The sequence below is a fragment of the Pseudomonas sp. LB-090624 genome, from assembly GCF_003205205.1.
In the GTDB taxonomy this organism is placed as follows: domain Bacteria; phylum Pseudomonadota; class Gammaproteobacteria; order Pseudomonadales; family Pseudomonadaceae; genus Aquipseudomonas.
In genome coordinates this window covers 1-20,406 of record NZ_QJRL01000015.1, presented here as the reverse complement: position 1 = coordinate 20,406, position 20,406 = coordinate 1, and the positions used below count along the sequence as shown (strand labels likewise).

The 20,406-nt window shown below is 66.3% G+C and carries 4 protein-coding genes; 2 read left to right on the top strand and 2 right to left on the bottom strand.

Annotation, left to right across the window (positions count from 1 at the left end; all coding sequences use genetic code 11):
* Window positions 1–40: 40 nt before the first annotated feature.
* Together DMX11_RS15420 and DMX11_RS15415 are read right to left on the bottom strand one after the other, a co-directional pair.
* Complete coding sequence (locus DMX11_RS15420; protein ID WP_110745271.1) at window positions 41–1,495, bottom strand: efflux transporter outer membrane subunit; 1,455 nt, start codon at window positions 1,493–1,495, stop codon at window positions 41–43.
* Between the two features lie 15 nt (window positions 1,496–1,510).
* Complete coding sequence (locus tag DMX11_RS15415) at window positions 1,511–2,293, bottom strand: helix-turn-helix transcriptional regulator (RefSeq protein ID WP_110745270.1); 783 nt, start codon at window positions 2,291–2,293, stop codon at window positions 1,511–1,513.
* A 405-nt stretch (window positions 2,294–2,698) separates the two neighbouring features.
* Between DMX11_RS15415 and DMX11_RS15410 the strand changes: the two genes are divergently transcribed.
* Window positions 2,699–9,037 carry a non-ribosomal peptide synthetase gene (locus DMX11_RS15410; RefSeq protein WP_110745269.1) on the top strand — a complete coding sequence of 2,113 codons (6,339 nt, stop codon included), beginning with the start codon at window positions 2,699–2,701 and terminating at the stop codon, window positions 9,035–9,037.
* 274 nt (window positions 9,038–9,311) lie between these two features.
* A partial coding sequence (locus DMX11_RS15405) for a non-ribosomal peptide synthetase (RefSeq protein ID WP_256590621.1) occupies window positions 9,312–20,406 on the top strand: 11,095 nt, incomplete at its 3' end.

Genomic DNA, 20,406 nt, shown 5'->3' with positions numbered 1-20,406 from the left:
CACCTCCACGTGTGGCAGCCCCCCGGTTACCTGGTTCTGTTCAGTCTAGCCCCCTGCGCGGCGGGTGCGCAGCCTGCATGCTCAGCGTCTGTGGTGTCACCGCATCCTCCTGCCACCCGCCACCCAATGCAGCGTACAGGTTCACCTCCGCCACCAGCTGCGCCAGGCGGTCGTTGATCAACCCCTGCTGGGCACTGAACAACGAGCGCTGCGCGTCAAGGAAGGTGAGGCTGCTGTCCACGCCAATCCGGTAGCGGTGGTCGGCCAGATCGTAATAGCGCTGGCTCGATGCCACCAGCTCGCGCTGCGCCTGCAGTTGCCGCTGGTAGGTGCTGCGCGCGGCCAGGCCGTCGGCCACCTCCTGGAAGGCGCGCTGGATGGCTTTTTCGTACTGCGCCACCTGTACGTCCTTCTGCAACCGGGCATAGTCAAGGCTGGCGTGCAGGCCGCCGGCGGTGAAAATAGGCACACTGATCTGCGGCTGGAACAGCCATGTGCCAGAGCCGGCATCGAACAGGCCGTTGAGCTGCGGGCTGGTGCTGCCGGTATTGGCGGTCAGGCTGATGCTGGGGAAGAACGCTGCGCGCGCCGCGCCGATGTTGGCATTGGCCGCGCGCAGCTGGTACTCGGCCTGGAGAATGTCCGGCCGACGTTGCAGCAGGTCGGAGGGCAACCCGGCGGGCAGCCCGGCAATCTGCTCGGCCGCCAGGGGCAGGGCGGCCAGGTCAGCGGAAACCGGCGCGCCTACCAGCAGCGTCAGCTGGTTGAGGTCCTGCGCCACCTGGCGTTTGTAGCGAGCCACTGCCGCACGGGTACTGTCGACACTGGTACGCGCCTGGATCTGGTCCAGGGCCGAAACCGTGCCAGCGCGGCGTTGGTTGCGGGTCAGGCGCAGGCTGCGTTCATCCGCCGCCAGGGTCTCCTTGGCCAGGGTCAGCAGTTCCTGGTCGGCCCGCCAGGTCAGGTACACGCTGGCGACACTGGCCACCAGGCTCAGACGGGTACTCCGGCGTGCCTCTTCGCTGGCCAGGTAAGTCAGCAAGGCCTGGTCGCTAAGGCTGCGGACGCGGCCAAACAGGTCAAGCTCGTAGGCGCTCACCCCCAGCGTGGCGGCATAGGTCGAACTGATCACACCCTGGCCGGTGCCGGTCACGCCCCTTGGCAGATACTCGCGCTCCCCCTGGCCAGTAGCAGAAACCTTAGGCAGCAGGTCGGCGCGCTGGATGCGGTATTGCGCCTGGTAGGCCTGGACGTTCAGCACGGCAGTGCGCAGGTCGCGGTTGTTGACCAGGGCGTTAGCGATCAGCTGACGCAACAGCGGATCGTGAAACACCTGCTGCCAGTCGTCTGCAGCCTGATGGACCTGCGAGTCGCCAGTGTAGGCCGGCCCCTGGGGGAACTGCCCAGGCACCGGGGGCGCAGGGGGGTGGTAGGCGGGGGTGAGCGAACAACCGCACAGCAGCGCGGCAAATACAGTAAGCGCATGTCGGGGCATTGCGGGTTCTCGCTTTCAGGCACTGGCCATCCATTTCGCCAGGCCATGCCGACCACTGACTCCCAGCTTGGCGGTGGCTCGCTTGAGGTAGGTTTCGACCGAGCTGTTTTTCACATTCAACCGCTGCGCCATCTCTGGCACGGTGCCGCCGGTCAACAGGCCCAGGCAAACCTCCTGTTCCCGGATCGACAGCCGCACGGCTTCCTGCGCAAGGCGTTCGCCAAACGACTGGCGCAGCGAACCTGCTTCAACCTCCGCCAAGGGCGATCCGCTACGCCGCATAGGCCCTTGCTCCAGCAGTTGCCCATGGTGCTCGACCAAGGGCAGCAGGGTGTCGGACAAGCTCTTCAGTTGCGACAACTCGCTCAGGGAGAATGCCCGCTGGCTAGGTGAGCGAAGAAAGCTGATCACCCAGCGCTTGCTGCCACTGCAGGACACCAGGTGGCATTGGTGAGCATTCTGGCGCGGATGCAGTGGGCCGGGCGGTGCCCTGAATTCGATCAGCAGCGGGTCTTTCATTTGCATGATGCGCTGCAGCAGGGGTTGGCGCAGGCTTTGCGCAGCAGGCCGGGCATTGGCCGCACCGGCGCTGCCCAGCACTTCGATCTGACTGGCATGGGCCTGGTGTGGGTCGAGGGTCCATTCGCTGAGTTCAAGCCGGTGGATGGGCACTTGTGCTTCGACCAGACGCAACATCTGATCGGCAAAGCCCGCGGCGCCAGTACTGGCAATCAGTTCGCCCAGTTGCAGATACAGCTGTGGATCAGGGCGGTACTCGCGGCTGTCGGTCAGCATCATTCCATGTATTCCTCGGTTCTGGTGATTGCAGCGGGTGGTCTCGCGGTCGAGTCCTCCATGGGCCTGGTGCCGTATTCAAGCCCGCTGCCGGGTAGGCGTCTGTAATGGAAAACCGGGACAGAAAATGGCATCGATTCGAAGCTGTCGGGTTGCCGTGGGGCGAGGGGGCAGTGGGGCCGAAGGATCAATAGCCAGCAAGTTGACGCCAGAAGCGTGGCTAATTCGCCCTGATCGTGGCGTATACCGTGTGCCGTAGGCCATCGGGGGTAGCACGCTGTGGCAAATGTCCTACACGTTTTTAAGCAGCATGCCCCCGGCGAGGATTGTCCGGGTTTAATGGGGCATACGGCCATGGGCAGCAATGCTTGAATCCGCGGATGATCAACCAGAAGGACCTGTCGAATCATGCCTGCCGTCGAAACCTTTGCCCTGACCGTTGCCCAGCGTGACATCTGGCTGGACCAGATCAGCCACGGCAACTCGCCGCTGTACAACATCGGCGCCTATGTCGAACTGCGGGGCAGGGTGGATGCCGAGCAGATCAGCCAAGCGATGCAGCACCTGGTCACCGAGCATGATGGCCTGCGCACAGTGGTGGTGACTGAAGGTGCGCTTGCCCGCCAGTATTTCGCCGCGCAGATGGACGTGCGCCTGGCACCACACGACCTGCGCCATGCCGCCGACCCCCTCGCTGCCGCGCTGGATCTGCTGCACGCGCAGATGCGCACGCCTTACAGCCTGGAGGCCGGCCCGCTGTGGGGGGCAACGCTGATTCGCCTGGCCGAACAACACTACTTGCTGGCGCTTCAGGCGCACCATCTGGTGCTTGACGGCTGGGGTGTGGACCAGTGGTTCAAGCAGCTCGCCGATCTTTACCGCCTGTTGCAACAAGGCCTGCCTTTGCCACACGGTGCGCCTTCCTACCATGCCTTCATCGAGGACGATGCCCAGTATCAGGGGGGCTCGCGCCGTGGGCGTGATCGTGAGTACTGGCTGGCCAGGTACCAGCAGTTGCCCGACGCTCTGTTGGCGCCGCGGGAGCGCCTGCTGGCAGGCGACGCACTGCCCAGCGGTGCCTTGGAGCAATCATTCGATCGCCCCCTGCTGGCGCGCATGCGGCACCTCGCTGCAGAGCTGCATGCATCGCCGTTCCACGTATTACTGGCCGCGTTGCATGTGTGCGTGACGCGCACCTGGCAGCGTGACGACTGGGTGGTAGGGCTGCCGGTGCGCAACCGCGGCAATGCTCGCTTCAAGTCGACGCTGGGGCTGTTCACCCAGGTCAGCGCACTGCGCATGGGCTTTGGCCGCGCGTGTTCGTTCACAGCACTGGTGCAGGGTATCCGCGATGCGCTGAAACAGGACTTTCGCCATCAGCGCTTTGCGCTGAGCGAACTCAACCGTAGCCTCGGGGTGCTGCGTGAAGAACGGCCGCAATTGTTCGAGCTGATGGTGTCGTTCGAAGAAGACAGCAATGCTCTGTGCTTCACTGACGCGCCTGGCCACACGGTTATGGTCTGCAACGGCCACGAACCGACGCCGCTGAGTATCCACCTACGTTGCAACCGCCACAGTGACGCGGCGACGCTGCACCTGGTGAACAACCGGGCTTGGTTCACCGATGATGAAGCGCGGGCGCTGGCCGATCGCCTGCTGCACGTGCTGGGGCAAGGGGTGCAGCAGCCGCAGACGCTGCTTGGCGCGTTCGATCTGCTGTCCCGCAGTGAACATGCGGCACTGGAACAGTGGAATGCGACGCGAACACCCTTGGCTGATACAGGGGTGATTCAGCACCGGATCCAGGCCCAGGCCGAGGCCCGGCCAACCGCCGTGGCTGCGCTGCACAACGGCCAGGCACTGAGCTATGGCGAGCTTGAGCGGCGTGCCGAACTGCTGGCACAACACCTGGCAGGCCTGGGCGTGAAGCCCGAATGCCGAGTCGCGCTGATCGCCCAGCGCGGGCTCGACACCCTGGTGGGGCTATTGGCGGTGCTCAAGGCCGGCGCCGCCTACGTGCCAATTGACCCGGCTCAACCACGCGACCGCTTGGCCTACCTGCTGGAAGACAGCGCACCTGACGTGTTGTTGACCCTTTCCCAGCTGGTTGACCGCCTGCCGGCCCACGGCCTGCCGCAGATCGAGCTGGATCGCTTCGACTGGCACGCCACCTGCGCCCCGGCGTTCGTGTTTGCGGCACAATCCGCGGGCGACCTTGCCTATGTCATCTATACCTCCGGCTCGACCGGCTTGCCCAAGGGGGTAATGGTCGAGCAGGGCATGCTGGCCAATCTGGTCGACTGGCACTGCAGCACCTTCGACCTGGGCCCTGGGCGCCATCAGTCGTGCCTGGCCGGCTTCGGGTTCGACGCCATGGCCTGGGAGGTCTGGCCTGCCCTGTGCAGTGGTGCAACCTTGCACTTGGCGCCTCTGCGCGAGGGTGGCGAAGATATCGATGCCTTGCTGGACTGGTGGCGAGCGCAGCCGCTGGATGTCAGCTTCCTGCCTACGCCGGTGGCCGAGCATGCGTTTGCCCAGGGCGAGCTGCACCCGACCCTGCAAACCCTGCTGGTGGGCGGTGACCGCTTGCGCCGGCTGGCACGCGAGCGGCGCTATCGGGTAGTCAATAACTACGGCCCGACCGAAACCACTGTGGTGGCCAGCTCCGGGGAAGTGACGGCTGGCGGGCCGTTGCATATCGGTGGACCGGTGGCCAATACCCGGCTGTACGTGCTCGATGAGCAGCGTAAGCCGCTGCCGCTCGGTGCGGCGGGTGAACTCTTTATTGGTGGCAGGGGGGTTGCCAGGGGCTACCTGAACCGTCCCGAACTGACCGCCGAGCGCTTTGTGCCAGACCCATTCAGCAGCGAACCGGGCGCACGCATGTACCGCAGCGGTGACCTGGTGCGCTGGCTGGCCGACGGTACGCTGGAGTACCTCGGGCGCAATGACGACCAGGTGAAGATCCGCGGCGTACGGGTTGAGCTGGCTGAGATCGAGGCCGCCCTGGCCAGCCATGCGGCGGTACGCGAGTGCGTGGTAATGCTGCGCGACGGCCAGTTGCAGGCTTGGTTCCTCGGTGACCCGCCGGTGACCCCGCGTGCGTTGCGCGAGCACCTTCGGCAACGCCTGCCGGTTGCCTTGCTGCCTGGTGCGTATGTGCGGCTTGGCAACTGGCCACTGACGGCCAATGGCAAGCTCGATCGTCGCGCCTTGCCGACGGCCGACGAAAGCGCCAAGGTGTGCCAGGAATACGAAGCGCCCAAGGGTGAAACCGAACAGCGGTTGGCCCGGCTATGGGCCGAGTTGCTGCATGTCGAGCGGGTTGGGCGCCAGGATCACTTCTTCGAGCTGGGTGGCCACTCGATGCTGGCCGTGCAACTGATCGAGCGCATGCGCCAGCAGGGGTTGCAGGCCAATGTGCAAGTGCTGTTCGGCCAGTCGACCCTGGCCACCGTCGCGGCCAGCGTGACGTTGGTCGATACCAGGGTGGTGGCGCAGAACCGTGTGCCACAGGGTTGCCAGCGGATCACCCCCGACCTGTTGGCGCTGACCGAGCTGGACCAGGCCGCGATCGACCATATCGTTGCCACGGTGCCGGGCGGGGCCGGCAACGTGCAGGAAATCTACCCGCTCGCGCCGTTGCAGCAAGGGCTGCTGTACCACCATGTCACCGATGCACGCGACCCCTACCAGCAGCAGGCGTTGTTTACCTTTTCCACCCGCGCGCAGTTGCACGCCTTTACCGAAGCGTTGCAGCAAGTGGTCGACCGCCACGACATCCTGCGTACCAGCCTTTGCTGGGAGGGGCTGGAGCAACCCCAGCAGGTGGTATGGCGCCATGCACGCCTGCCGGTCGAGCACTGGCCTGGCCCGGCCGAGCAACTGCGCAGCCATTTTGACCCGCAGCAAAGGCCATTGGACCTGCGTCGGGCACCGCTGATGGCGCTGGTGTGTACCGAAGACACCCGGCCCGGGTGCTGGCTGGGACTGCTGCGGTTCCATCATCTGGTAAACGACGCGGTTTCCCTGCAAGTACTCTTGGGCGAGCTGGACGCCTTCATGACCGGGCGCGGCGAACACTTGCCCAGGCCAGTCGCTTATCGCGACTACGTGGCGGCCAGCGCCAGTGCCGAACGTCAGGCCGGGCATGAGGTGTTTTTCCGTGCGCAGCTGGCCGGCATCGAGCCTCAGGCAGCCATCCCCGGCCTGGGTGGTGGCGCTACGTTCGACGACATCGACCTGGAGAGCCGTGAGCTGGGCCTGGACCCCGAACGGGTCACCTGGTTGCGCCAGCAGGCACGGCACCATGGGGCTAGCCTGGCCAGCTTGCTGCACCTGGCCTGGGCGCAGGTGCTGGCCACCTTGGGCGGGCGCGACGAGGTGGTCCTCGGCACCGTGCTGCTGGGGCGTAGCCTGGCCGGCCTCGGGGCCGATCGTGCCATGGGCATGTTCATCAACAGCTTGCCGCTGCGCATCACGCTGGCGCAGCGCACGCCGCGCCAGGCCTTGAGCGAAACCCATGCCGGCCTGGCGGCCTTGCTCGGGCATGAGGATGCGCCGCTGATTCTCGCCCAGCGTTGCAGTGGTCTGCCGGCCGGCACGGCGTTGTTCGACAGCCTGATAAATTATCGCCAGGGGGCCGTGCCGTTCGGTCAGGTGTTGCCCGGCGTAACGCTGGCCGAGGCCAGCGAGGTTCAGAGCCACGGCCTGGTACTGACCGTGGACGAGCAGGCAACTGCGCTGCAACTGGCTGTGCGCGCACCGCGTGCAATCGGTGCGCAACGGGTACTGGACCATCTGTCGAACGCCTTGCAGCAGCTGGGCGAAGCGCTGGCCAGCCACAGCGATGCAGGGTTGCACACACTCTGCACCCTGCCCGAGGGCGAGTTGCGCCATTTGTTGCTAGGCCTCAATGCCAGCGCAGACCTGAGCAGCCCGCTCGGGCAGACCCTGCCCGGGTTGTTCGAGGCGCAGGTACGCCGCTCGCCGCAGGCCATCGCGCTGCAGGCAGATGGGGTCAGCCTCGATTACGCGACCCTGAACGCCCAGGCCAATCGCCTGGCTCACCGCCTGATCGCTCATGGCATAGGCCCAGACACCAAGGTGGCGGTGTGCATCGAGCGCGGTGTCTCGCTGATGATCGCCTTGCTTGGCGTGCTCAAGGCCGGCGGCGCCTACGTGCCGCTGGACCCCGGCTACCCGCAGGAGCGGCTGCGTTACTTGCTGCAGGATTGCGCACCGGTCATGGTGCTGGTGCACGGTGCCACGCAAGGCCTGTTTACTGCCGGTCATTGCCCGGTGCTCGACCTTGACCACAGCGACTGGCAGGCCGGCCCGGCTAGCGATCCGCAAGTGGCGGGGTTGGGACCACGGCAGTTGGCCTATGTGATGTACACCTCCGGCTCCACCGGTACGCCGAAGGGGGTGATGATCGAGCACCGCGGGTTGTGCAACCTGATGCACTGGGGCTCGCAGGTCTGCCCGCCACGCCCGGGCGATGCCTTGCTGCAGCGGGCACCGTTTACCTTCGACGGTTCGGTGTGGGAGTTGTTCTGGCCCTTGACGGCCGGTGTGCGCCTGGTACTGGCGCGGCCGGATGGGCACCGCGACCCGGCCTATCTGGTACAGCTGATTCAGGCGCAGCAGGTGAGTATCGTCAAGTTCGTGCCGGCGTTGCTGCATCAGTTTCTCGAACAGCCAGATGCCGAACGCTGCACCAGCTTGACCGACATCTTCTGTGGCGGTGGCGAGCTGACCCTGGCGCTGGTGCAACGGGTGCGACAGTGCTTGCCCAACGTGCGCCTGCACAATGTCTACGGCCCCACCGAGGCCACGGTGGACAGCACCGCCTGGACCTTGCCGCCACACGCACCGCTGCCCACGCAGGCCCCGCCGATTGGCCGGCCGATCGCCAACACGCGTTTGTATGTGCTCGATGCCCATGACCGACCGGTGCCCCTGGGGGCTGTGGGGCAGCTGCACATTGGCGGCGTCGGCGTGGCGCGAGGCTACCTGGGTTTGCCGCAGCTGGAGGCCGAGCGCTTTATCCCCAGCCCGTTTGTCGAGGGCGACCGCTTGTACCGTACCGGCGACTTGGTACGTTACCGCGCCGACGGTGAACTGGACTTCATTGGCCGCAACGATTTCCAGGTCAAGTTGCGCGGCTTGCGGGTCGAACTGGGCGAAATCGAGGCCGCGCTAACCACGCACCCTGCGGTCGGGCAGGTGGTGGTGCTGATGCGCGAAGAGCGCCTGGTGGCCTATTTCACCTGCAACGATGGCCGGCAGGCGCCGGCACTGGAGGCACTACGCAGCCACCTGCTGGCACGTATGCCCGAGTACATGATGCCGCAGGCGTTCGTGCGCCTGGTCGAACTGCCCTTGAGCCCGAACGGCAAGGTCGACCGCAAGGCGTTGCCGGCACCCGGTGCCGAGGCCGTGATCAGCCGTGAGTACCAGGCACCACAGGGTGAGCTGGAAACAGCCCTGGCCGGGATCTGGACCGAAGTGCTGAAGATCGAGCAGGTTGGCCGCGACGACAACTTCTTCGAACTGGGGGGGCATTCGCTGCTCGCTGTCAGCCTGGTAGCGCGTATGCGTCAGGCCGGCCTGCATGTGGATGCCCGGACGCTGTTCAGCCAGCCGACGCTCGCGGGGCTGGCGGCCAGCACCCGCCTTGAGCGGGTCGAAGTGGTGGTACCGCAAACGACGATTCCCAGTTTGGGCAAGCGCCGGCGGATCTGAAGGGTTTGGCTTGAGTGCGTGGCGGTGCAGGCATCCCGCATCGCCCGCACTGTTCGCGAGTGAAACACGCGCCCGACCCGGTCCGGGCGGGCCAGTTCTGCGGCATTCGCGTGCGGCCGCTTTCAGCGGTCGCATCGGTATTCGCCCCACCACAAACCCTTACGACCTACCTTCCAATTCCACCCCTGTCCCCGCTTCCCATGTCAGACCGCCCGGTCACGATCCATTAGCGTGTTCACCATCCCCATTTTCAGGCAAAGCAGGATGCTTACCGATGCACTTCAGCGAACTGATGGCTGCTCTTTCCACCCGTGCGATCCGACTCCAGCGTGAAGACCAGGACCTGATCGTCCTGGGTGACGACGAGACCCTGGACGACCATTTGTGGGAGGCACTGTCGCGGCACAAGCCGGCTTTGCTGGAAATGCTCGCCGAACAGGATGACGACTGGCTCAGCCCGGCATTTCGCATCACACCCGACATGCTGCCCCTGGTAACACTGGATCAACAGGCCATTGATCGTATCGTCGAGAGCGTGCCAGGTGGCGCGGCCAACGTGCAGGACATCTACCCGCTGGCCCCGTTGCAGCAGGGCATGCTCTACCACCACCTGTCCGCCAGCAACGGCGACCCGTACCTGTCGCAGGTGCAACTGCACTTTGCCAGCAAGGCCCACCTGGAAGCCTTCGCCCAGGCGCTGCAATGGGTCATTCAGCGTCACGACATTCTGCGCACCGCCTTGCACTGGGAGTGCCTGGATGCCCCCGTACAAGTGGTTTGGCGCGAAGCGGCACTGCTGCGCGAGGCCGTGCCGCTGAACGGGCGCAGCGCACTGGCTGGCCTGTGCCGGCGTTACGATCCGCGCCACTACCGCCTCGACCTGCGCCAGGCGCCGCTGATGCAGTTGATGCATGCCCAAGGGGAGGGCGACGAGTGGGTAGCCCTGCTGATGTTCCATCACGTGATCATGGACCACACTGCGCTGGATATCGTCCGCCGTGAAATCCAGGCGCACCTGGCTGGCACATCGGCACAGCTGGCGGCCCCCATGCCGTTTCGCAATGTGCTCGCGGCCGCCCGCCAGGCCCTCGACGAACAGGCACACCAGGCCTTTTTCAGCGAGATGCTGGCTGATATCGATGAGCCCACGCTTGCCTTCGGCTTGCAGGATATACCCGACATACCGCTGCAGCAGGCGCGTCTGACCCTTGAACCCGCGCTCAGCCAGCGCCTGCGCAAGCAGGCCCGGCTACTCGGGGTCAGCCCTGCCAGCGTGCTGCACCTCGGGTTCGCCCGGCTGATCGGCCAGCTTTCGGCGCGCCAGGCGGTCGTGTTCGGTAGCGTGCTGCTGGGGCGCATGACCACCGGTGACGGTGGCGAGCAGGCGCTGGGCATGTTCATCAACACCCTGCCGCTGCGCATCGACCTGGGCCAGCACAGTGTGCACGACGGGCTGCTGACCACCCATCGCCGGCTCAGTGCCTTGCTCGGCCACGAGCAGGCATCGCTGGCCCTGGCCCAGCGGTGCAGTGGCGTGGCAGCCCCGGCGCCGCTGTTCAACAGCATGCTCAACTACCGCCACAGTGACGCCGGGGATGCCGCCGAAGTCATCCCCGTGGCCCCCGGCATCGATATCGTTGGCGCCGAGGAGCGTACCGATTACCCACTGACCGTCAGTGTCGATGACCTGGGAGAAGACCTGCGCCTGACCGTGCAGTGCCTGCCCGAATGGAATGCAGTACGCCTGTGCAACCAGTTCGAGCACGTGCTGGCCAGCCTGGTCGACGCCCTTGAGCAGGCACCCGGCACACCGTTGCAGGCCCTGGCGGTACTGCCGCCGGCAGAGCGCGAGCAGGTGCTGCAGCGGTTCAACGACAGCAGCCGGCAGTACCCGCAAGGCCAGACCGTGCATGCGCTGGTCGAAGCCCAGGTGGCCCGGGCACCCGAAGCACTGGCGGTGACGCAGGACGGCCAGGCGCTGAGCTACGCAGCGCTGAATCGCCAGGCCAACCGGCTGGCTCACCAGTTGATCGCGCGCGGCGTTCAGCCGGGTGACCGGGTCGCCCTGTGCCTGCCGCGCAACGCCAGCCGGGTGGTCGGCTTGCTGGGCGTGCTCAAGGCCGGCGCTGCCTACGTGCCGGTTGACCCGGGCTACCCGGCGGAACGCATCGCCTACCTGCTGAGCGACAGCGCCCCCGCGCTGGTATTGGCGGAAACGTCCATCGACGGCTTGCCGGACGAACGCCTGCGGCTGGACCTGGACCAGGCTGAGGCCTTTGCCGATGACGACAGCAACCCGCTGATACCTGGCCTGGATGCGCAGCAACTGGCCTACCTGGTTTACACCTCCGGGTCCACCGGCCAGCCCAAGGGCGTGATGATCGAACATCACGCCTTGGCCAACCTGGTGCATTGGCACTGCCAGGCCTTTGCCGTGGGGGCCGCCACACATGCCTCCAGCGTCGCCGGTTTTGGCTTCGACGCCATGGCCTGGGAAGTGTGGCCAGCCCTGTGCGCTGGCGCCACGCTGCACCTGCCACCCCAGCCTATCGGCAATGAACATGTCGAAGAGTTGCTCGACTGGTGGCTGCAGCAACCCCTGACGGTGAGCTTCCTGCCTACCCCGGTCGCCGAGCAGGCGCTACGCCGCGATCACCAGCACCCGACCCTGCGCACCTTGCTGGTCGGTGGCGACCGCCTGCGCCAGTTCGACCGTGATCCGGGCTTTGCCCTGGTCAACAACTATGGCCCGACCGAAACCACGGTGGTGGCAACCTCAGGGCAGATCACCCCCGGCGGTAGCCTGCATATCGGCCAGCCGGTTGCCAATACCCGGGCCTACGTGCTGGACGAAGGGCTGCAGCCCGTCCCCGTTGGCGTTACCGGCGAGCTGTATATCGGCGGGGCGCAGGTAGCACGCGGCTACTTCAATCGGCCGGAACTGACCGAACAACGCTTCCTGCCGGACCCGTTCAGCACCCAGGCCAACGCCCGCATGTACCGCAGCGGTGACCTGGTGCGCTGGAACGCGGAGGGTACCCTCGAGTACGTCGGCCGCAACGACGACCAGGTGAAGATCCGCGGTGTACGGGTGGAGCTTGGCGAGATCGAAGCGGCAATGACTGCGCAACCGGAAATTGCCGATGCGGTGGTGCTGGTGCGCGGCGAACGCCTGCTGGCCTGGTACACCGAAACTGCGCCGGTCGACCCGCTCACCCTGCGCGCAACCCTGCAGCGGAGCTTGCCGGCGCACCTGCTGCCGCTGGCGTTCACCCGCCTGGACGAGCTGCCGCTGACCGGCCACGGTAAACTGGACCGTAACGCACTCCCTGAGCCAGCGGCGGGCGCGCTGTTTGGCCAGCAGTACGAGGCGCCGCAGGGTGCAACCGAGACAGCCATGGCGCAGGTATGGGCCGACGTGCTAGGGGTAGACCGGGTAGGGCGACACGACAATTTCTTTGAACTGGGCGGCCATTCGCTGCTGGCCGTGACCCTGGTCGAGCGCCTGCGCAAGGCCGATCTGGTCATCGACGTACGGGTACTGTTCGGCCAGCCGACCCTGGCAGCACTGGCCGCCGCAGTGGGGGCTGGGCAGGCGGTCGAAGTGCCGGTCAACCGGGTACCCGCCGATGCTGCGCATATCACCCCGGACATGCTCAGCCTGATCCGGCTGGATCAGGCCGTGATCGACCGGGTGGTCGCCAGCGTACCCGGTGGTGCGGCCAACGTGCAGGAAATCTACCCATTGGCACCGCTGCAACAGGGGGTGCTCTACCACCACCTGAGCGCCGGGCAGGGCGACCCCTACCTGCTGCAGACCCGGCTGGCGTTCGACAGCGTCGAACGGCTGCTGGCCTGGGCGGGCGCCTTGCAACAGGTGATCGATCGCCACGACATCCTGCGTACCGCTGTGCACTGGGAAGGCCTGCCGCAGCCGGTGCAAGTGGTGTGGCGCAAGGCGCACCTGAGCGTCACCGAAGTCACTGACCTGCCCGAGCAACCCGGTGTCGCCCGCATCGAGCAGTTGCACGCCCGTTATGACGCCCGTCATCACCGCATGGACCTTGGTCAGGCGCCGCTGACGCGGCTTTACTACAGCATGGACCCCGCCAACCACCAGGTGGTAGCGGTTCTGCTGTTCCATCATCTGACCCTCGACCACACCGCCATGGACGTGGTCGCCCGGGAAATGCGTGCGCTGTTGTTCGGTGAGGGGCACACCCTGCCGCCTGCGGTGCCGTATCGCAATTACGTGGCGCAGGCCTGCCTGAGCGACCAGGGCGGGCATGAAGCGTTCTTCCGCGAAATACTCGCTGAGGTGGCGGAGCCAACCTTGCCGCTGGGCCACGCCGATGTGCAAGGCGAGGGTCGAGATATCGAAAGCGCAAGCCAGGCGCTGGACCCGGGCCTGGCATTGCGCCTGCGCAACCAGGCCCGGCAACTGGGCGTCAGTGCCGCCAGCCTGATGCACCTGGCCTGGGCCCGTGTGCTTGGCGTGCTGGCCAGCCGCGATGACGTAGTGTTCGGCACCGTGCTGATGGGCCGTCTGCAAGGCGGCGAGGGCGCTGACCGGGCCTTGGGCATGTTCATCAACACCTTGCCGCTGCGGGTGGACACGACTGTGCAGGTACAGGCTGCCGTGCGCGCGACCCACCGCAGCCTGTCGGCGCTGCTGGCCCATGAACATGCGCCGCTGGCGCTAGCCCAGCGCTGCAGCAGCGTGCCGGCCTCGGTACCGCTGTTCAGCGCCTTGCTGAACTATCGCCACAGCGCCGACGATGCGCCGCGGGAAGGCGAGGGCATCTGGGCGGGGGTACGCCTGCTCGGAGGCGAAGAGCGCAGCAACTACCCGTTGACCCTCAGCGTCAACGACCTGGGCCGCGATTTCACCTTCAGCGTGCTGGCCCTGCCGGCGATCGGCGCGGCGCGGGTGGCCATGTGGATGGCCAACGCCGTGGCGCAGTTGGTCCAGGCGTTGGAACAAGGCCAGGCTACCTCCCTCGCCAGCCTGCCGGTTCTTGGTGATGAGGCCCTTCAACAGCTGGTTGGCCGCTTCAATGCAACCGCGCAGGCTTACCCGCAAGGGCACACCGTACATGCCCTGATCGAAGCCCGCGCCGCCAGTACGCCCGATGCCACTGCCGTGACCCAGGGCGACCGGGCGCTCAGCTACGGCGAGCTGAACCGACGCGCCAACCAGCTGGCACACCGGCTGATCGCCGATGGTGTGCAGTGTGGTGACCGGGTTGCCCTGTGCACGGGCCGCCACGCCGAACGCATCATCGGCCTGCTTGCAGTGCTCAAGACAGGTGCGGCGTATGTACCGGTCGACCCGGCGTATCCGACCGATCGCATTGCCTACCTGCTGAGCGACAGTGCGCCGAAACTGGTGCTGGCCGATGCGCACATCATCGGCCTGCCAGGCGAAATCCCCCGGCTGGACCTCGATCAGCCAGAGGCATTCCACAGCCAGGCCGAGAACCCACAGGTACCCGGCCTGGATGCCCACCAACTGGCTTACCTGGTGTACACCTCCGGCTCCACGGGTCAGCCCAAAGGCGTCATGGTCGAGCACCATATGCTGGCCAACCTGGTGCACTGGCATTGCCAGGCTTTTGCCCTGGAAGCCGGTGCACGCACGTCGAGCGTGGCCGGCTTCGGTTTCGACGCCATGGCCTGGGAGGTGTGGCCGGCCTTGTGTGCCGGTGCCACCGTGCACCTGCCGCCCGCACACATCGGCAATGAACACGTCGAAGAGCTGCTGGACTGGTGGCTGGCGCAGCCATTGACAGTCAGTTTCCTGCCTACGCCGGTTGCCGAGCAGGCATTGCACCGTGCCCAGCAGCACCCGACCTTGCGCACCTTGCTGGTGGGAGGCGACCGGCTGCGCCAATTTGACCGCGACCCCGGGTTCGCCCTGGTCAACAACTACGGCCCGACCGAAACCACCGTCGTCGCCACCTCTGGCGTATTGCTGCCGGGCGGTGCACTGCACATTGGCAAACCCATCGCCAACACCCGTGCCTACGTACTGGACCAGCGGCTCCAGCCGGTGCCGGCAGGTGTCACTGGCGAGCTGTACATCGGCGGCGCCCAAGTGGCGCGCGGCTACTTCAACCGCCCCGAACTGACCGAGCAGCGGTTCCTTGCCGACCCGTTCAGCCGCCTGCCGGGCGCACGCATGTACCGCAGCGGCGACCTGGTGCGCTGGAATGCTGACGGCACCCTGGACTACCTTGGCCGCAACGACGACCAGGTGAAGATCCGCGGCGCGCGCGTGGAGTTGGGTGAGATCGAGGCCGCCGTGGCTGCCCAGCCGGGCATCCGCGACGCTGTGGTACTGGTGCGCGACGACCGCCTGCTGGCCTGGTTCACCGCAACCGCACCGGTCGCGACCGAGGGCCTGCGCCAGGCGCTGCAGGCCAGCCTGCCGGCGCATATGGTGCCGCAAGCCTTTATCTGCCTGGAAGAACTGCCGCTGACCAGCCATGGCAAGCTGGACCGCCGCGCGCTACCCGAACCGGCCTCGGCCGACCTTGTCGGGCAGGGCTATGAGGCACCCCAGGGTGAAACCGAAGCCGCGATGGCCCTGACATGGGCCGACGTGCTGGGTGTGGAGCGGGTAGGGCGCCACGATAACTTCTTCGCGCTGGGCGGCCACTCGCTGCTGGCGGTCAGCCTGATCGAGCGCCTGCGTCAGCAGGGCCTGCCTACCGACGTGCGGGTGCTGTTCGGCCAGCCTACGGTAGCGTCCCTGGCGGCTGCCATGGGCCAAGGCCGGCAAGTGCTCGTGCCTGAAAACCGCATTCCAACCGGGTGCACGCAGATCACCGCCGACATGCTGCCATTGTTGGTGCTCGACCAGGCCGCTATCGAGCGCATCGTCGCAGCGGTACCGGGTGGCGCTGCCAATGTGCAGGACATCTACCCGCTGGCACCTCTGCAGGAAGGTATTTTGTACCACCACCTGAGTGCCGCTGGTGAAGATCCCTATCTGCTGCAATGGCCCATCGTTTTTGACAGCCAGGCACGCCTGCAGGCCTTCGCAGCTGCCTTGGACAACGTCATCGAACGCCACGATGTACTGCGCACGGCCGTGCTCTGGGAGGGCCTGGCGCAGCCCGTCCAGGTGGTACTGCGCAACGCGAGCCTGGCACTGCCTGCTGCAGGGGCAACCTTGTGCCGTGAAGAACCCGGCACCACGCTCGACCTCAGCCGACCGCCTCTGATCCGCCTGTGCTATAGCGAATCCGCCGGCCCTGTCGAAGCCACGCTGCAATTCCACCACATCGTCCTGGACCACACCGCAATGAAAGTGGTGCTGGCCGAAATCCGCGACCACCTGCACGGCCTGCAGCCTGCCCGGTCACCTGTGCCATACCGCAACTACGTGGCCCAGGCCCGCCTGGGCATCAGCGAAGCAGAGCACGAAGCCTTCTTCCGCGCCCAACTTGCCGATATCGACGAAGCAACCTTGCCCTACGGCCTCACCGACCTGCAGGGCCAGGCCCAGCACTTTGAGCTGGCCAGCATGACGTTGCCCGCTACCCAGTACCAGCGCCTGCGCAGCCAGGCCCGGCAACTGGGTGTGAGTGCCGCCAGCCTGCTGCACCTGGCATGGGCCCGGCTGGTAGCCGCCACCAGCGGTAAATCCAGCGTAGTCTTCGGCACGGTGCTGCTTGGCCGGCTGCAAGGTGGGGCCGGCGCCGAACGTGGCCTGGGCATGTTCATCAATACCTTGCCATTGCGCCTCGACCTGCACGGGGTGAGCGTGCTCGAAGGGGTCACCCAGGCCCATCAGCGCCTCGCTGCGCTGCTGGTGCATGAACACGCTTCGCTGGCCCTGGCCCAGCGTTGCAGTGGGGTGGCGGCACCAGCGCCGCTGTTCAGCGCCATGCTCAACTACCGCCACGGCGCCACCGCAAGCGAGCAGCAGGCGCGCGATCAAGCCCTGGCAGGCATCCAGGTGCTGCCCGCACGCGGGCATGGCAATTACCCCGTCAGCGTCAACGTCGATGACCTGGGCGACGGCCTGCGCATCAGCGCCCAGGTTACCCCGCAAGTGGGCGCCGAGCGCGTGTGCGGCCAGCTGCAGCAGGTGCTTGTAGGCCTGCTGGACGCACTCGAGCAGCAACCACAGCTGCCTGTGCAGCAGCTTTCGTTGCTTGCAGACGACGAGCGTCTAGCGTTGCTGGCCGGGCATCCGCCGCAGCCACATGTGGAACAGCCGTTGCACAGCCTGTTCGAGGCGCAGGTACGGCGCTCGCCAGACAGCATTGCCCTGGTGGCCGAAGACGGCCAGTTGAGCTACCGCCAGCTGAACGACCAGGCCAACCGCCTGGCACACCACTTGATCGGCATGGGCGTCAAACCTGACGATCGTGTGGCGATCTGCGTCGAGCGAGGTTTGGACCTGGTGGTCGGCCTGCTGGCGACCCTCAAGGCAGGGGCTGCCTATGTGCCGGTGGACCCGGGCTATCCGGCCGAACGCGTGCGCCATATGCTGGCCGACAGTGCCCCGCGGGCAGTGCTGGTCCAGGCGGCCACCCGTGATGTGGTAGCTGTCGCAGCGCTGCCGCGGATCGACCTGGACCAGCCGTGCTGGCAGCGACAGCCAGTCAGCAACCCGGGTATTGCCGGGCTCGGCGCACAGCACCTGGCCTATGTGATCTACACCTCCGGTTCCACCGGCCTGCCCAAGGGGGTGATGGTCGAGCACCGCAACGTGGTCAACCTGGTGCAGTGGAGCCGCCGGCTGTGCCCGGCAGCGGCAGCGGCCGCGGGCGGCGTGCTGCACAAGACGCCGATCAGTTTCGACGCCTCGGTCTGGGAGCTGTTCTGGCCGCTGTGCAGCGGGTTGCGCCTGGTACTGGCGCGGCCGAACGGCCAGCACGACCCTGCCTACCTGGCACAGTTGATCCAGGCGCAGCAGGTAGGCGTGGTGCAGTTCGTGCCGGCGTTGCTCCAGCAATTCATCGAACAGCCCCAGAGCAGCCACTGCACGTCGCTGACCGACATCGTGTGCGGCGGCGGCGAGCTGAGCGCAGCCTTGGCCGCCCAGGTGCGCCAACAGTTGCCGCAGGTGCGCTTGCACAACGTCTACGGCCCTACCGAGGCCACGGTGGATTGCAGCGTATGGACACTTGAGCCCGGCGCCCCCCTGGCCCAAGGTGCGTTGCCGATCGGCCAGGCAATCGACAATACCCGGCTTTATGTGCTGGATGCCTACGACCAGCTCGTGCCGTGGGGTGTCGCCGGGCAACTGCACATTGGCGGCGCGGGGGTGACACGGGGTTACCTGGGCCTGCCCGAGCTACAGGCCGAGCGTTTCATTGCCAGCCCCTTTGTCGCAGGCGAACGGTTGTACCGCAGCGGCGACCTGGTGCGCCTGACCCAGGACGGCGACCTGATGTTCCTTGGCCGTATCGACCAGCAGATCAAGCTGCGTGGCTTGCGTATCGAGCCGGGTGAAATCGAAGCCTGTCTCAGCCGGGTGGCGGGTGTACGCCAGGCGGTTGTGCTGGCGGTCGAGGACGCCCGGCTGGTGGCCTACTACACCGGCACTGCGCAGCCCGCAGACGATCTGCGCCAGGCATTGCAGGCTCACCTGCCCGAATACATGGTGCCGGCCCTGTACATCCACCTCGAGCAATTGCCCCTTACGCCGAATGGCAAGCTCGACCGCAAGGCGCTGCCAGCACCGGATGCGGCCCTGCACGGGCGGCCCTACGAGGCGCCGTCGGGCCCGACCGAAACCTTGCTGGCCCGGCTGTGGAGCGAGTTGCTGGGTATCGGGCAGGTCGGCCGGCACGATAACTTTTTCGAACTGGGCGGTCATTCCCTGCTGGCCGTGAGCCTGACCGCACGCTTGCGCCTTGAAGGCCTGCAGGCCGATGTGCGGACCCTGTTCGGCCAGCCGACCATTGCTGCGCTTGCCGCCACCCTGGGCGCCGACCAGCCGGTAGATGTACCCGAAAACCGAATCCCGCCAGGGTGCACGCAAATTACCCCGCAGTTGCTCAGCCTGATCGAGCTCGACCAGCCTGCCATTGAGCGCATCGTCGCCCAGATACCGGGCGGTGTTACCAACGTACAAGACATTTATCCACTGGCGCCGCTACAGGAGGGCATCCTCTATCACCACCTGAGCGCCGAGCATGACCCTTACGTGCTGTACTCCCGGCTACGTTTCGCCAGCCGTGAGCGCCTGCAAGCGTTTGCTGACGCGCTGGACCACGTCATCGCCCGCCACGATGTGCTGCGCACTGCCGTGCTCTGGGAAGGCCTGCCGCAACCTGTGCAGGTGGTCCTGCGCGGAGTCGCACCGGTTGTGCAAGCGCCCCGTGCTCGCGCGGAGTCCGATACAGGTCTCGATCTGACCCAGGCCCCGCTGATCCGCCTGCTGTACACTGACGCGGACGGCCCGATCGAGGCCACCCTGCAGTTCCACCACATCGTTCTCGACCACACCGCCCTGGAAGTGGTCGGCGAGGAGCTGAGCGCCTATCTGCAAGGCGGCCCGGCACCCATCCATAAGCCGGTGCCATACCGCAACTACGTGGCCCAGGCCCGGCTGGGCATCAGCCAGGCCGATCACGAGGCGTTTTTCCGCGCGCAACTGGCGGATATCGACGAACCCACCCTGCCGTTCGGCCTGGGTGACGTACAAGGCGACGGCCGCGACCTGCAAGAGGCCAAGCGGCCGCTCTCGGGCGAACTTGCCACGCGCCTGCGGCAGCAGGCCAGGCAGTTGGGCATCAGCGTCGCCAGCCTGTTCCACTTGGCCTGGGCGCGTTTGCTGGCGGCTGCCAGCGGCCAGGAGCGGGTGGTGTTCGGCACCGTGCTGCTCGGCCGCCTCCAGGGCGGTGAGGGTGCGGAGCGGGCATTGGGTATGTTCATCAACACCTTGCCGCTGCGCGTCGACCTCGCGAACTGTGGCCTGCGCAGCGCGGCTCGGGACGTGCACCAGCGCCTGAGCGCACTGCTGGTCCACGAGCATGCCTCGCTGGCCTTGGCCCAGCGTTGCAGTGGCGTTGCTGCACCGTTGCCGCTGTTCAGCGCCATGCTCAACTACCGCCACGGCGCCGAGCCCGATGCCACGCAGCGTCGGGGCTGGGAAGGCATCGAAGTGCTGGAAGGGCAGGAGCGCACCAACTACCCGTTGAGCCTGAACGTGGATGACTTGGGGGACGGCTTCCGCCTGGTCGCCATGACCCCGGCAACAGTGGGCGCAGCGCGTATTTGCGGGCAGATGGCGCGGTTGCTGCAAGCCATGGTCGAGGCCCTGGAGCACGAACCGGACCTGCCAGTGCAGCGCTTGCCGGTGTTGCCGGCTGAAGAACGCCAGCGGGTGCTGGTTGACTTCAACG

Coding starts and splice junctions, on each gene's coding strand:
- DMX11_RS15415 (WP_110745270.1), bottom strand. CDS start 2,293: ATGATGCTGACCGACAGCCGCGAGTACCGCCCTGATCCACAGCTGTAT.
- DMX11_RS15410 (WP_110745269.1), top strand. CDS start 2,699: ATGCCTGCCGTCGAAACCTTTGCCCTGACCGTTGCCCAGCGTGACATC.
- DMX11_RS15420 (WP_110745271.1), bottom strand. CDS start 1,495: ATGCCCCGACATGCGCTTACTGTATTTGCCGCGCTGCTGTGCGGTTGT.